Below are 14,237 nucleotides of genomic sequence, written 5' to 3' on the forward strand. Positions count from 1 at the left end.
CGTCACGCGCGTCATATTCAGAAAAAAACCATGATAAATGAAAGGGATTCATTTTCTTACACCCCGCCTCGCAGAACGCGCGAACGGTACAAAACGGCCTTCAAAACCGCTTGCAATGGCGGGCATCTATTTTACCATGAGGGAATAAGCGCGTTCGTTACTCAATTCAGGACACCCATATGGCTTTTACTCCTTTTCCTCCACGCCAGCCTTGCGCCTCCGCGCGTTTACCGCTGACGTTAATGACGCTTGATGATTGGGCGCTGGCAACCGTCACCGGTGCCGATAGCGAAAAGTACCTGCAGGGCCAGGTTACCGCCGACGTCGCGCAGATGGATGAACACCAGCATCTGCTGGTTGCCCACTGCGACGCGAAAGGCAAAATGTGGAGCAACCTGCGCCTGTTTCGTCGTCAGGATGGTTTTGCCTTTATTGAACGCCGCAGCGTGCGCGAAGCGCAGCTGACCCAGCTTAAGAAATACGCCGTCTTTTCGAAGGTCACTATCGCCGCTAACGACGATCTCGTTCTGTTGGGCGTGGCGGGTTTCCAGGCACGAGCCGCATTGGCAAATCTGTTTGCTGAGTTGCCAGACGCCGATAAACCCAGTGTGCAGCAAGGCGAAACATCGCTGCTGTGGCTGGCTCACCCGGACGAGCGCTTCCTGCTGGTCACTGATATCGCTACCGCCGAGCGCGTGAATGAAGCGCTGCGCGGCGAAGCGCAGCTCAATAACAGCCAGCAATGGCTGACGCTGGACATTGAAGCCGGTCTGCCGGTGATTGATGAAGTGAACAGCGTGCAGTTTATTCCACAGGCCACCAACCTACAGGCGCTGGGCGGTATCAGCTTTAAGAAAGGTTGCTATACCGGTCAGGAGATGGTGGCTCGCGCGAAATTCCGCGGCGCCAACAAGCGTGCACTGTGGACGCTGGCAGGTTTAGCCGCTCGCGTACCGGAAGCCGGAGAAGATCTCGAACTGAAAATGGGCGACAACTGGCGCCGTACTGGCACCGTGTTAGCTGCGGTACAGCTGGAAGATGGTCAGGTTCTGGTGCAGGTAGTCATGAATAATGACATGGAAGCCGACAGCGTTTTCCGCGTTCGCGACGATGCGAACATCTTAAGCATCAAGCCGCTGCCTTACTCGTTAGACGAAGAGTAAGTTAGTCTTTCTCCTCACCGGGCTACAGCAATGTTGCAGCCCGGTGAGGTGTCGAATCACCAGGGAAACTAGGCGTGCTGCCCTACATAGAGGTAGATCGCCAGAAAATGACAGGCGCTACCGCCCAGCACAAACGCGTGCCAGATTGCGTGGTTATACGGTATCCGCTTGCAGACGTAGAAAATTACCCCCAGCGAATAGACAATCCCCCCAACCGCCAGCAGCGTCACCCCACCTATCGACAGCTTCACCGCCAGTTGATACACCACGATTAGCGACAGCCAGCCCATCGTTAAGTAAGTCACCAGCGACAGAACTTTAAAGCGATGTGCAATGGTCAGCTTAAATAAGATCCCCAGCAGCGCCAGGCTCCAGATAACAATCATCAGCCCCCGCGCCAGCGGTGAATCCAGCCCAACCAGCAAAAACGGCGTGTAGGTCCCGGCAATCAGCAGATAAATGGCGCAATGATCGAATTTTTTCAGCCATACTTTTGCCCGCTGGGAAGGAATGGCATGGTACAGCGTTGAGGCGAGAAACAGCAGGATCATGCTGCCGCCGTACAAACTGTAGCTGGTGATGGCCGTGGCGCTAGCGTTGGTGTTTACTGCCTGAACCAGCAGCAACACCAGCCCAACAATACCCAACACAAAGCCGACACCATGACTGATGCTATTGGCAATTTCCTCTGCCAGAGAATATCCCTGCTTGATGAGTGGTTTCTTATCCATTACGCGCTCCGGGCGAACGACAAATCGAACTAACGCCCTAGCGTAACTGAGAATGATTTCAGTGAACACCTGTAAGCTAAAATAAAATGCTGATTTTTTGTAAAATAAGATTAATCAATGGGTTACTAAAATCATTCAACTAACACGTGCACAGGTTTTTACTCAATGCATTTAAATTCAATGACATAAAAAGTATTTTCACCAGGATAGATGTCGGCAATGACCTGCTTGAGCTCCGGCAGCGTCATATTTTCCTGTTCTGCATGGCGGTCCGTCAGAGTGTCCATCGTCACCGTTGATGTTGCCAGTACGTGAATTGTGCAAAAATAGACATCATCTTCGTAACGCCCTACCCGCAGAATATCCCCAACCTTAAAATGTGATTCCGCCGCATCGCGCAGCGTAATGGTCTTACGCCCGGCGAGAATGTCGGCCTGAAAGCGCTGAAAAAAAGTGATGTCGTTAGGCTGCATGGTATCATTCCCTTTAGATGATTTAATTTTACGAGTATCGCCACCGTGAGCCTATTCTCCCACGCCACCATCGCCAGCCTCAATAATCTTGAGATGATGGTCTATCAGTACGTTATCAAAAATCGTGACACGGTAATGTACATGACCATTCGCGAACTGGCAGACGCGGCGGGCGTCTCAACCACCACGGTGATGCGCTTTTGCCGCAAGCTTAACTGCGAAGGCTACTCTGAATTTCGCGTACGCTTCAAATTATATTTAGAGCAGGATGAACCGCAACAGGCTAATTTCGGCGCCAGTGAAATAATCAGTTTTTTCAAAGGCGTCAATAATGACGAGTTTGATAAGTTACTCGATAATGCAGTCGATATTATTCTCTCATCAGAGCGTATTATCTTTGTCGGTGCTGGAACTTCTGGCTCACTTGCTAAATACGGCGCACGTTTTTTTTCCAATATTGGAAAATTCAGTAATCATATCGACGACCCTTATTTCCCGGTCACGAATGACATGGCCAAAAACGCGCTGGCGATCGTGCTTTCAGTCTCAGGCGAGACCGAAGAGATCCTGCGCTTTGCCGGGCAGTTTAGCCTGCACCGCTGCAAGGTGATGTCCATCACCAGTCATGAGCACTCACGACTGGCGAAACTCGCCGACTTTAACCTCTCCTGGCACGTGCCACAAACCCGCATTGGCGGCGTCTACGATATTACGACACAGATTCCGGTTATCTATATTCTGGAGTCTCTGGGTCGTAAACTGGCCAAGAAATTAGCATGAAAATACAGGGTGTTTTTTCGATGTAACATATTCCGTGAGGTGGAATTTGTTATATCGTGACATTTAATTATCCTTTGTTAGACTCAATTTTATTAAGCCCAATATATGAGCATAGCAAAGATGAAAAAACTGACCTTACCGAAAGACTTTTTATGGGGTGGCGCCGTTGCCGCACACCAGGTTGAAGGCGGCTGGAATAAAGGCGGCAAAGGCCCCAGCATCTGTGATGTGCTAACCGGCGGTGCCCACGGCGTTCCGCGCGAAATCACTCAGGAAGTGGTGCCGGGGAAATATTATCCGAATCATGAAGCTATCGACTTCCACGGCCACTACAAAGAAGACATCAAGCTGTTTGCTGAGATGGGCTTCAAATGCTTCCGCACCTCAATTGCCTGGACCCGTATCTTCCCTAACGGCGACGAAGCGCAGCCAAATGAAGAAGGTCTGAAATTTTACGACGACATGTTCGATGAGCTGTTGAAATACAACATCGAGCCGGTTATCACCCTCTCCCACTTCGAAATGCCGCTGCATCTGGTGCAGCAATACGGCGCGTGGACCAACCGCAAAGTGGTCGATTTCTTTGTGCGTTTCGCCGAAGTTGTGTTCGAACGCTACAAGCACAAGGTCAAATACTGGATGACCTTCAACGAAATCAATAACCAACGCAACTGGCGCGCCCCTCTGTTCGGCTATTGCTGCTCCGGAGTGGTCTATACCGAGCATGAGAATCCAGAAGAAACCATGTACCAGGTGCTGCACCATCAGTTCGTGGCCAGCGCGCTGGCGGTGAAAGCCGCTCGCAGAATTAACCCGGAAATGCAGGTTGGCTGCATGCTGGCGATGGTGGCGCTCTATCCGTACTCCTGTAAACCGGAAGACGTGATGTTTGCCCAGGAGTCGATGCGTGAGCGCTATGTCTTTACCGATGTGCAGATGCGCGGCTACTACCCGCGTTACGTGTTAAACGAGTGGGAGCGTCGCGGCTTCAACATCCAGATGGAAGCAGGTGATGAGGCCATCTTGCGCGAAGGCACCTGTGACTATCTGGGTCTCAGCTACTACATGACTAACGCCGTGAAGGCTGAAGGTGGCAGCGGCGATGCGATTTCAGGCTTTGAAGGCAGCGTGCCTAACCCACATGTGAAAGCCTCGGACTGGGGCTGGCAGATTGACCCGGTCGGCCTGCGCTACTCGCTGTGCGAACTGTACGAACGTTATCAGAAGCCGCTGTTTATCGTGGAGAACGGCTTCGGCGCGTACGATAAAGTCGAAGCCGACGGCAGCATTAACGATGACTACCGCATCGACTATCTGCGTGCACACGTTGAAGAGATGATGAAAGCCGTCACCTACGATGGCGTTGACCTGATGGGCTATACGCCTTGGGGCTGCATCGACTGCGTATCGTTCACCACCGGGCAGTACAGCAAGCGCTACGGCTTTATTTATGTGAATAAGCATGACGACGGTACCGGCGACATGTCACGTTCACGTAAGAAGAGTTTTAACTGGTACAAAGAAGTGATCGCCAGCAACGGCGAAAACTTGTAATCAATAGCCCCTCTGCTCACGAGGAGAGGGGCTAACTTCGCTATTTACCGCCCGCCAGCTCGATAAAACTTCCGGTCACATACGACGCCTTTTCGCTCAGTAACCAGACAATCGCCTGCGCCACCTCTTCCGGCTGCCCGCCTCGCTGCATCGGCAGCATCGACTTCACTCGATCTACCCGGCCCGGCTCTCCGCCGGAGGCATGCATCTCGGTATAGATAAGACCGGGGCGTACGCAGTTGACGCGAATACCCTGCGCCGCTACCTCAAGCGCCAGCCCGGTAGTCAGCGTATCGACCGCCCCCTTTGAAGCCGCATAATCGACATATTCGAAAGGTGCGCCAAGCCGTGACGCCGCCGAGGAGACGTTAACAATCGCGCCGCCAGAGCCGCCATGCGAAACTGCCATACGTTTTACCGCTTCCCGACAGCACAGGAAATAGCCGGTAACGTTGGTCTTTAAAACCCGATTAATACGCTCGGCACTCAGTGCTTCCACGCGGCTTTGGGTAAACAGAATGCCAGCATTATTCACCAGCGCCGTTAACGGCTCCTGTTGTTTGTCCAGCCACGCAAACATGGCCTCAACCTGTTGTTCATCGCCAATATCCGCCTGCACGACAAACGCTTTGCCACCGGCCATTTTAATGGCGCTAACCACCTCATCCGCCGCCTGCTCGTTCTGGTGATAGTTCACCGCTACCGTATAGCCTTCCTGCGCTAGCTGCAGTGCCGTCGCCCGGCCAATCCCCCGGCTTGCGCCAGTGACTAATGCAAGTGCCATCAAATCCTCCAAAAAAATAAAGGCGCCGAAGCGCCTTTAAAAGATAGAGTAATCAGCTGATTACTGGTACTCGCTCATCGGTACGCAGGAGCAGAACAGATTACGGTCGCCGTAAACATCATCGAGGCGTTTCACCGTCGGCCAGTACTTGTTCGCCACGCCCGCTGGGAAGACGGCAACTTCACGGCTGTAACCGTGGTTCCAATCCGCCACCAGCTCATTCTGGGTATGCGGAGAGTTGACCAGCGGGTTGTCTTCCAGCGTCCATTCACCGGCTTTCACGCGGTCAATCTCGCTGCGGATTGCCAGCATGGCATCGATAAAGCGATCCAACTCGGCTTTGCTTTCCGATTCGGTTGGCTCAACCATCAGCGTCCCCGCAACCGGGAATGACATGGTTGGCGCATGGAAGCCGTAGTCGATAAGACGCTTAGCAATATCCAGCTCGCTAATGCCGGTTTCTTCTTTTAGTGGGCGAATATCCAGAATACATTCGTGCGCCACATGACCGTCGCGACCGGTGTACAGCACCGGATAAGCGTCTTTCAGACGGGTCGCAATGTAGTTGGCGTTCAGAATAGCCACCTGACTTGCCTGTTTTAAGCCTTCTGCACCCATCATGCGGATATACATCCAGCTAATTGGCAGAATGGAAGCGCTGCCGAATGGTGCCGCAGAAACCGCGCCCTGGCGGGTTAGCATCCCTTCGATATGCACCACGCTGTGCCCCGGTACAAACGGTGCAAGGTGCGCTTTCACGCCGATTGGCCCCATACCTGGGCCGCCGCCGCCGTGCGGGATACAGAAGGTTTTATGCAGGTTAAGGTGCGAAACGTCCGCGCCGATAAAGCCCGGAGAGGTAATGCCAACCTGCGCGTTCATGTTCGCGCCATCGAGGTAAACCTGGCCGCCAAACTGGTGGACGATTTCACACACTTCACGGATGGTTTCTTCATACACGCCGTGGGTGGACGGGTAAGTCACCATGATGCAGGAGAGATTCGCCGCGTGCTGTTCCGCTTTCGCGCGCAGATCGGCCAGATCGATGTTGCCGTTCTTATCACAGGCAACAACAACCACCTGCATCCCCGCCATCTGTGCGGAAGCCGGATTGGTACCGTGTGCAGAGCTTGGGATCAGGCAGATATCACGGTGACCATCGTTGCGGCTTTCGTGGTAGTGACGAATCGCCAGCAGCCCAGCGTATTCACCCTGTGCGCCAGAGTTCGGCTGCATGCACAGCGCGTCATAACCGGTTAATTTGACCAGCCAATCTGACAGCTGACCGATCATCTGATGGTAGCCTTCGGCTTGATCAACCGGGCAGAACGGGTGCAGTTCAGAAAATTCCGGCCAGGTTATCGGGATCATTTCCGCCGCGGCGTTCAGCTTCATGGTGCATGATCCCAGCGGGATCATCGCCTGGTTCAGCGCCAGATCTTTACGCTCCAGAGAGTGCATATAGCGCATCATCTCAGTTTCGCTGTGGTAACGATTAAAGACCGGATGGCTCAGAATCGCGTCATCACGCAGCATCACCTGTGGGATAGAGCGGCTGTCGAGCGCCACGTCTTTATCCAGGGTATCGATATCCAGACCGTGGTTATCGCCCAGAATCACACTAAACAGGCTCAGCACATCTTCACGTGTGGTGGTTTCGTTCAGGGTGATGCCTACGGCATTCAGGATATCGCTACGCAGGTTAATTTCAGCAGCCTGCGCACGTGCCAGCACAGCGGCTTTATCCGCCACTTCCACACACAGCGTGTCAAAATAGTATGCATGACGCAGTTTTTGGCCTTTCTGCTGCAGGCCAGCTGCCAGAATGTCGGTCAGGCGGTGAATGCGGTTGGCAATACGCTTGAGGCCAACCGGGCCATGGTAAACCGCATACAGGCTAGCGATGTTGGCCAGCAGTACCTGGGAAGTACAGATGTTGGAGTTCGCTTTCTCGCGGCGGATATGCTGCTCGCGAGTCTGCATCGCCATGCGCAGCGCGGTATTGCCCGCCGCATCTTTCGATACGCCGATAATACGGCCCGGCATGGCGCGTTTGAATTCATCTTTAGCGGCGAAAAATGCCGCGTGCGGGCCACCGTAGCCCATCGGTACGCCGAAGCGTTGAGCAGAGCCGAAAACAATGTCCGCGCCCTGTTTGCCCGGTGCGATTAACAGTACCAGCGCCATGAAATCAGCGGCAACGCTCACCACCACTTTGCGGGATTTCAGTTCCGCTATCAGCGCAGAGTAGTCGTGAACTTCACCGGTCGTGCCAACCTGCTGCAGTAACACACCAAATACGTCCTGGTGATCCAGCGCTTTTGCTGCATCGTCGACAATCACGTCGAAGCCGAAGGTTGCTGCACGGGTGCGGACCACATCCAGCGTTTGCGGATGCACGTCGGCCGCCACGAAGAAGCGGTTAGCATTTTTCAGTTTACTGATGCGCTTAGCCATGGCCATCGCTTCAGCAGCGGCAGTGGCTTCATCAAGTAGAGAAGCAGAAGCCATGTCGAGACCGGTCAGATCCAGCGTCACCTGCTGGAAGTTGAGCAGCGCTTCGAGGCGGCCCTGGGAAACTTCCGGCTGATACGGCGTATACGCGGTATACCAGCCCGGGTTTTCCAGCATATTGCGCAGGATAACCGGCGGCAGCTGCACAGGAGCGTAGCCCATGCCAATGTATGACTTAAAGCGCTTGTTGCGGCCGGCAATCGCCTTCAGCTCCGCCAGCGCGGCGAATTCTGTGGTGGCGTCGCCTACCTGCGGCGGCGTAGCAAGCTGGATATCTTTCGGCACGATCTGTCCAATCAGTGCGTTTAATGATTCCGCGCCAACTGTTTTGAGCATCTCTTGCTGCTGCTGGGCATCCGGCCCGATGTGACGTTCAATAAACGCGCCACGGTTTTCAAGCTGGCTTAAAGTCTGTGTCATGAGCGATGGTTCCTGAAACGTGCGGTGAATCGTGATTGTCTGACTGATTGGTCCGATGGCGCAGGCCAACCTGTTTTCGTAGGCCGGATAAGGCAACGCCGCCATCCGGCATACTGCGCCGATCGTCTGATGGCGCTGGGCTTATCAGACCTACCCCGACCCGAAGGCCGGGTAAGGCATTACATTATTCGTCTTCGAGCAGAGCTTCGTATGCGGTCGCATCCAGCAGCGCGGCAACTTCGGCTTCGTCGCTGGCTTTGATTTTGAAGATCCAGCCACCGGCGTACGGTTCGCTGTTAACCAGCTCAGGAGAGTCGCCCAGCTCATCGTTGACAGCAACGATTTCGCCGCTGATTGGCGCGTAGATATCGGATGCCGCTTTAACGGATTCCGCGACCGCGCAGTCGTCGCCCGCGCTCACGGTTGCGCCGACTTCAGGCAGATCAACAAACACCATGTCGCCCAGTAATTCCTGCGCATGTTCGGTGATGCCTACGGTGTAGCTGCCGTCAGCTTCTTTGCGCAGCCATTCGTGTTCTTTACTGTATTTCAGTTCTGCTGGTACGTTGCTCATCAAGAAATCTCCAGAATAATAATCGGTTACGCTACGGACTTACCGTTGCGTACAAAAATAGGTTTAGTGACCTTTACCGGCATTTCACGGTTACGGATTTGTACAATCGCCGTCTCGCCAATCCCTGCCGGGACGCGGGCCAGCGCAATACTGTGGCCTAACGTTGGCGAGAACGTTCCGCTGGTGATAACCCCTTCATGGGCATTGCCGTTGGCATCGGTAAAGCGCACCGGCAGTTCACCGCGCAGCACACCTTTTTCAGTCATGACCAGACCAACCAACTGCTCGGTACCTTTTTCGCGTTCCAGCTCCAGCACTTCACGACCGATAAAGTTACGGTCGGCCGGTTCCCAGGCGATAGTCCAGCCCATGTTGGCCGCCAGCGGAGAGATACTTTCGTCCATCTCCTGGCCGTACAGATTCATGCCGGCTTCCAGACGCAGCGTATCGCGCGCGCCAAGACCACAAGGCTTCACGCCCGCCTGTACCAATTTCTGCCAGAAATCAGCGGCCTGCTCTTTTGGCAGCGCAATTTCGTAGCCCGCTTCACCGGTGTAACCCGTGGTGGCGATAAAGAAGTCGCCCGCCTGTACGCCAAAGAAAGGTTTCATTCCTTCAACCGCATGACGCTGTTCATCGCTAAACAAGCTGGTCGCTTTCGCCTGCGCGTTCGGGCCCTGCACCGCAATCAGCGACAGATCGTCACGGACAGTGATGTCGATAGCGTATGGTTCGGCGTGTTGGGTAATCCAGGAGAGGTCTTTTTCGCGGGTGGCTGAGTTGACGACGAGGCGGAAATAATCTTCGGTGAGGTAATAAACAATAAGGTCGTCAATCACGCCGCCCGATGCATTTAGCATACCGCTATAAAGCGCTTTACCGGGTTTGGTGAGCTTGGCGACATCATTCGCCAGCAGGTAGCGCAGGAACTCGCGGGTCCGGCTGCCGTGAAGATCAACGATGGTCATATGCGACACATCGAACATCCCGGCGTCAGTGCGCACCGCGTGGTGCTCATCAATCTGCGAGCCATAGTGCAGCGGCATCATCCAGCCGTGGAAATCTACCATGCGCGCGCCACATAACACGTGCTGGTCATACAAAGGCGTTTGTTGAGCCATCATGTCCTCGTTGAATATATCGCACCACAAAACCTAACGACGACGCCTCTTCAGGTGCCGACGCAAACGTTCTCTTTTCCTTGAACTTACCACTGAACACCGTGCTAAACCATCAGGAAAAAGGGGACATCACATTAGCTTATGACCAAAAGCCGCGAAAAAGCATACAGAATGATTGACTACAAAAAAGCGAAATACACCACATATAATTAACAACAATGGCGATAGATTCAGCATAAGATGATATTTCATGCGGAAAACGAGGCGTGTTTTCCGTAACATGAAAACGAGCGGATTAAAAAATCTAATGCGAAAAACAACGTGAAATTAGATTTTTTCAAATGAGGAGTCAGACTCCCGGCGGGGCCACCGGGAGCAAAAGTGTGATCGACTTAACGAAGCCACTCTGGCAGGTCATTCAGGCCCATCGCCTGACGAATCAGCTGTGGTTTCACGCCGGGAAGGGTATCCGCCAATTTCAGGCCAATGTCACGCAGCAGTTTTTTCGCCGGGTTTTCGCCCGCGAACAGTTCGCGGAAACCCTGCATCCCCGCGAGCATCATCGCAGCGCTGTGCTTACGGCTGCGCTCATAGCGACGCAGATAGAAATGCTGGCCGAAATCTTTCCCTTGCGCATGTAAACGCTTGAGCTCATCGATAAGTTCAGCCGCATCCATAAAGCCCAAATTGACACCCTGCCCGGCTAACGGATGAATGGTGTGCGCCGCGTCGCCTACCAGCGCCAGACGATGCGCAGCAAACTGCCGCGCGTAGCGCCCAGTCAGCGGATAGATTTGCCGTTCACTCTCGACCTTGCACAGCCCCAGACGATTATCAAAGGCAATATTCAGCGCCTGGTTAAACTCGGCCTCGCTGGCCTGCTGCATCCGTTCGGCTTCCTGCGGCGATAACGACCAAACGATAGAGCACAGGTTTGGATCGGATAACGGCAGAAACGCGAGAATTCCTTCACCATGGAAGCACTGACGCGCCACCGCATCGTGCGCATCTGCAGTGCGAACCGTCGCCACCAGCGCATAATGGCGATAATCCCAGAAGGTCAGCGGAATATCAGCTTTGCTGCGCAGCCATGAGTTTGCACCATCAGCGCCAACCACCAGGCGAGCGGTCAGCATATTGCCATCTTTGAGCGTCAGAAAGGCTTCATTCTCGCCCCACACCACTTGCTGAAGTTCGGCAGGAGCCATTAGGCTTACGTCAGCACAACGCTCGGCTTTCTGCCATAAAGCGTGATGAATCACTGCGTTCTCGACGATATGACCGAGATGGCTGTAGCCCATACTGCGATCGTCAAACGCAATGCGACCAAAACTGTCTTTATCCCACACTTCCATACCGTGATAGCAGCTGGCGCGCTGGGCGACAATCGCCGACCAGACGTCCAGCTTTGACAGCAGTTTTTCGCTACCAGCATTAATGGCCGACACACGCAGTGCGGGTGGCGCATCGGCTGCTAGTTCGTGTGGCAACGATTGCTCCAGCACCGCAACCCGCAGGCCGCTGCCCTGTAAACCGCAGGCCACCGCCAGCCCAACCATTCCACCGCCTACGATGGCAACATCAACACTCTGCACATTAACTCCTTAAACTGCTTCTAGCGGGCGACCCAGCCCAGCGTCCGCTGCGCCAGCACATCGCGTGCGGGGGTAAACAATTCCATCGCCATCAGCCCTGCGTTACGCCCGGCAACCAAAGGAGCCCAACGATTAGCGAACAGATGTACCAGGCTATCGGTGACGCCGATAGTCGCGGATTTATCCTCCGCGCGCTGGCGTTGATACTGACAAAGTAGCGCATAGTCACCGATATCCTGCTGGGCGTTATGCGCCTGTGTCAGCGTTTCCGCCAGCGTCATCACATCACGCATACCGAGATTAAACCCTTGCCCGGCAATCGGATGCAGCGTCTGCGCGGCATTACCAACCAGCGCCAGTCGGTGCGATACCGTTCGCGTAGCGGTGGTCAACGACAGCGGATAGACGCTACGTGCACCTGTTTGCGTGATTTGCCCTAAGCGCCAGCCAAATGCCTGCTGCAACTCATGGCAAAAACGTGCATCGGACCAGCTTAAAACCTCGTCATGGCGTTCCAGCGGATGGCACCACACCAGCGAGCAGCGATTCTGCGACATGGGTAACATCGCCAGTGGCCCATATTCAGTAAAGCGCTCGAATGCGCGCCCCTGATGAGCAACGGCGGCGGTCACGTTAGCAATCACCGCGACCTGGTTATAAGGCTCTTGCTGCCAGTGGATACCACACTGTTCGCCAAGCGTTGAGCGCGAGCCATCAGCGGCAACCAACAGTTTGCCGTTCAGCGTTTCACCGTTATCCAGCGTCACGCTGACGCCGTCGGTTTGCCGCGCTACCTGCGTCACCCGCGAAGGGCAATGCAGCATAACGCCGCGCGCTTTGTGCAGCAGGGTGAAAAGCCGTTGACCCACATCGTGCAGTTCAACCACATTCCCCAGCGCCGCCAAACGGTAATCAGCCGCGTCTAAAGTTACAAAACCGGCATGTCCGCGATCGCTGACGTGAACGGTGGTGATAGCCGTCGCGCAGTCGGCGATGGCCTGCCAAAGGCCAATTTTCGCCAGCTGCTGGCAAGTACCCGCCGCCAGCGCAATCGCCCTGGCGTCAAATCCCGGATGCTGGGCAGCATTAATATCTGCCGCCTCGACCAGGTGAACCGGCAAACGGCCCTCAGTGAGATGCGAGACCGCCAGCGCCAGCGTTGCACCGGTCATCCCGCCGCCGACAATAATCAGGCTCATAGCTGGCGCGCCGCCGCCATTAACGCTTCAATGTCATCTGCCGTTTTCACCACATCGGCGGTGAGATTTTCGTTACCGTCTTCGGTGATGAGAATGTCATCTTCAATACGAATACCAATGCCTCGATACTCCGCAGGCACATCGGCATCCGGTGCGATGTACAGGCCCGGCTCAACGGTCAGCACCATGCCCGCCTCCAGCACGCGTGAGCGATCGGCCCCGTATGCACCAACGTCATGGACGTCCAGCCCCAGCCAATGACTCAGACCGTGCATAAAGAACGGGCGATGAGCGTTATCGGCAATCAACTGATCAATTTCGCCTTTGAGGATCCCCAGCCCATGTAGACCGGTAATCATGATGCGAACCACTTCGGTGGTCACTTCCTGCATCGACGTGCCGGGACGGTAAAGCTCAAGCGCTTTGTGTAGCGAGGCGAGCACGATATCGTAGATAGCGCGCTGAGCCGGGCTGAATTTGCCGTTAACCGGGAAGGTTCGGGTAATATCTCCCGCATAGCCGCGGTACTCACAGCCGGCATCAATCAGTACCAGTTCACCGTCGCGCAGCTCTGATTCATTTTCGGTGTAGTGCAGAATGCAGCCATTTTCACCGCCGCCAACGATAGTGTTGTAGGACGGATAACGCGCGCCATGGCGGGTAAATTCATGCAGAATTTCCCCTTCCAGCTGATATTCGAACATCCCCGGACGGCACTTTTCCATCGCGCGAGTATGCGCTAACGCGCTGATTTCACCGGCGCGACGCAGGATTTCAATCTCTTCGCGGTCTTTGAACAGGCGCATTTCATGCACCATAGGACGCCAGTCGACAATCGAGTCCGGCGCGCTCAGGTTCTGACGCGAACCTTTGCGCAGCTTATCCAGCGCGGTGAAGACGATTTCGTCGGCCCAGCTATATTCACCCTGTGCGTGATAAATCACATCCAGGCCATTCAGCAGTTGATACAGCTGCTGATTGATTTCGCTGAAGGCCAGTGCGCGGTCGACGCCCAGTTTTTCTGGTGCCGCATCCTGGCCCAGACGGCGGCCAAACCAGATTTCTGCGGTCAGATCGCGGACGCGGTTGAACAGTACGCTATGGTTGTGGGTGTCATCGCTTTTAATCAGCACCAGCAAGGCTTCCGGCTCATTAAAGCCGGTGAAGTACCAGAAATCACTGTTCTGGCGATAGGGATACTCGGAGTCCGCACTACGAGTCACCTCTGGCGCGGCAAAAATCAACGCCGCGCTGCCTGGCTTCATCTGCGCCAGCAACTGCTGACGACGGCGGAGAAACGCTTGCTGTGTCATGACATCTCCTTTCAAT

Annotated in this window: 12 protein-coding genes; 3 read left to right on the plus strand and 9 right to left on the minus strand. The window is 54.6% G+C overall.

The genetic code is table 11. The features are described 5' to 3' along the window. Nucleotides 1-179 precede the first annotated feature (179 nt). Nucleotides 180-1,163 (plus strand): tRNA-modifying protein YgfZ, encoded by a 984-nt coding sequence (gene ygfZ, locus ABOC97_RS11465; RefSeq protein ID WP_349597553.1) that lies wholly within the window; start codon nucleotides 180-182, stop codon nucleotides 1,161-1,163. 68 nt (nucleotides 1,164-1,231) lie between these two features. Here the strand turns inward: ygfZ and trhA are convergent, their stop codons facing one another. After that, entirely contained in the window at nucleotides 1,232-1,894 is a 663-nt protein-coding gene (trhA, locus tag ABOC97_RS11470) for a PAQR family membrane homeostasis protein TrhA (protein ID WP_349597556.1), read from the minus strand. 158 nt (nucleotides 1,895-2,052) lie between these two features. Further along, nucleotides 2,053-2,367, minus strand: a complete 315-nt coding sequence (gene yqfB, locus ABOC97_RS11475; protein ID WP_349597559.1) for a N(4)-acetylcytidine aminohydrolase — start codon at nucleotides 2,365-2,367, stop codon at nucleotides 2,053-2,055. Nucleotides 2,368-2,412: 45 nt separating this feature from the next. Here yqfB and ABOC97_RS11480 point away from each other — a divergent pair, with 45 nt between their 5' ends. Together ABOC97_RS11480 and bglA are read left to right on the plus strand one after the other, a co-directional pair. Further along, on the plus strand, nucleotides 2,413-3,147 hold the full coding sequence (locus tag ABOC97_RS11480) for a MurR/RpiR family transcriptional regulator (protein ID WP_349597562.1): 735 nt from the start codon (nucleotides 2,413-2,415) through the stop codon (nucleotides 3,145-3,147). 120 nt (nucleotides 3,148-3,267) lie between these two features. Beyond that, a complete protein-coding gene (bglA, locus tag ABOC97_RS11485; RefSeq protein ID WP_349597565.1) occupies nucleotides 3,268-4,701 on the plus strand; it encodes a 6-phospho-beta-glucosidase BglA in 1,434 nt (477 codons plus the stop codon). A 40-nt stretch (nucleotides 4,702-4,741) separates the two neighbouring features. Here the strand turns inward: bglA and ABOC97_RS11490 are convergent, their stop codons facing one another. The 7 genes from ABOC97_RS11490 to pepP all read right to left on the minus strand — a co-directional run bounded on the left by ABOC97_RS11490 (nucleotide 4,742) and on the right by pepP (nucleotide 14,221). After that, complete coding sequence (locus tag ABOC97_RS11490; protein WP_349597567.1) at nucleotides 4,742-5,485, minus strand: SDR family oxidoreductase; 744 nt, start codon at nucleotides 5,483-5,485, stop codon at nucleotides 4,742-4,744. A 60-nt stretch (nucleotides 5,486-5,545) separates the two neighbouring features. Then, complete coding sequence (gene gcvP, locus ABOC97_RS11495; protein WP_349597569.1) at nucleotides 5,546-8,419, minus strand: aminomethyl-transferring glycine dehydrogenase; 2,874 nt, start codon at nucleotides 8,417-8,419, stop codon at nucleotides 5,546-5,548. A 184-nt stretch (nucleotides 8,420-8,603) separates the two neighbouring features. Then, on the minus strand, nucleotides 8,604-8,993 hold the full coding sequence (gene gcvH, locus ABOC97_RS11500; RefSeq protein ID WP_052281990.1) for a glycine cleavage system protein GcvH: 390 nt from the start codon (nucleotides 8,991-8,993) through the stop codon (nucleotides 8,604-8,606). 26 nt (nucleotides 8,994-9,019) lie between these two features. Further along, nucleotides 9,020-10,114, minus strand: a complete 1,095-nt coding sequence (gene gcvT / locus ABOC97_RS11505; RefSeq protein ID WP_349597751.1) for a glycine cleavage system aminomethyltransferase GcvT — start codon at nucleotides 10,112-10,114, stop codon at nucleotides 9,020-9,022. Nucleotides 10,115-10,506: 392 nt separating this feature from the next. Continuing rightward, complete coding sequence (ubiI, locus tag ABOC97_RS11510) at nucleotides 10,507-11,709, minus strand: FAD-dependent 2-octaprenylphenol hydroxylase (protein WP_349597571.1); 1,203 nt, start codon at nucleotides 11,707-11,709, stop codon at nucleotides 10,507-10,509. Nucleotides 11,710-11,729: 20 nt separating this feature from the next. Further along, nucleotides 11,730-12,908, minus strand: a complete 1,179-nt coding sequence (ubiH, locus tag ABOC97_RS11515; RefSeq protein WP_349597573.1) for a 2-octaprenyl-6-methoxyphenyl hydroxylase — start codon at nucleotides 12,906-12,908, stop codon at nucleotides 11,730-11,732. Then, complete coding sequence (gene pepP, locus ABOC97_RS11520; RefSeq protein WP_349597575.1) at nucleotides 12,905-14,221, minus strand: Xaa-Pro aminopeptidase; 1,317 nt, start codon at nucleotides 14,219-14,221, stop codon at nucleotides 12,905-12,907. Before pepP ends, ubiH begins: the two co-directional genes overlap by 4 nt. Nucleotides 14,222-14,237 lie beyond the last annotated feature (16 nt).

The sequence above is a fragment of the Kluyvera huaxiensis genome (genome assembly GCF_040149365.1).
Taxonomy (GTDB): domain Bacteria; phylum Pseudomonadota; class Gammaproteobacteria; order Enterobacterales; family Enterobacteriaceae; genus Kluyvera; species Kluyvera intermedia_A.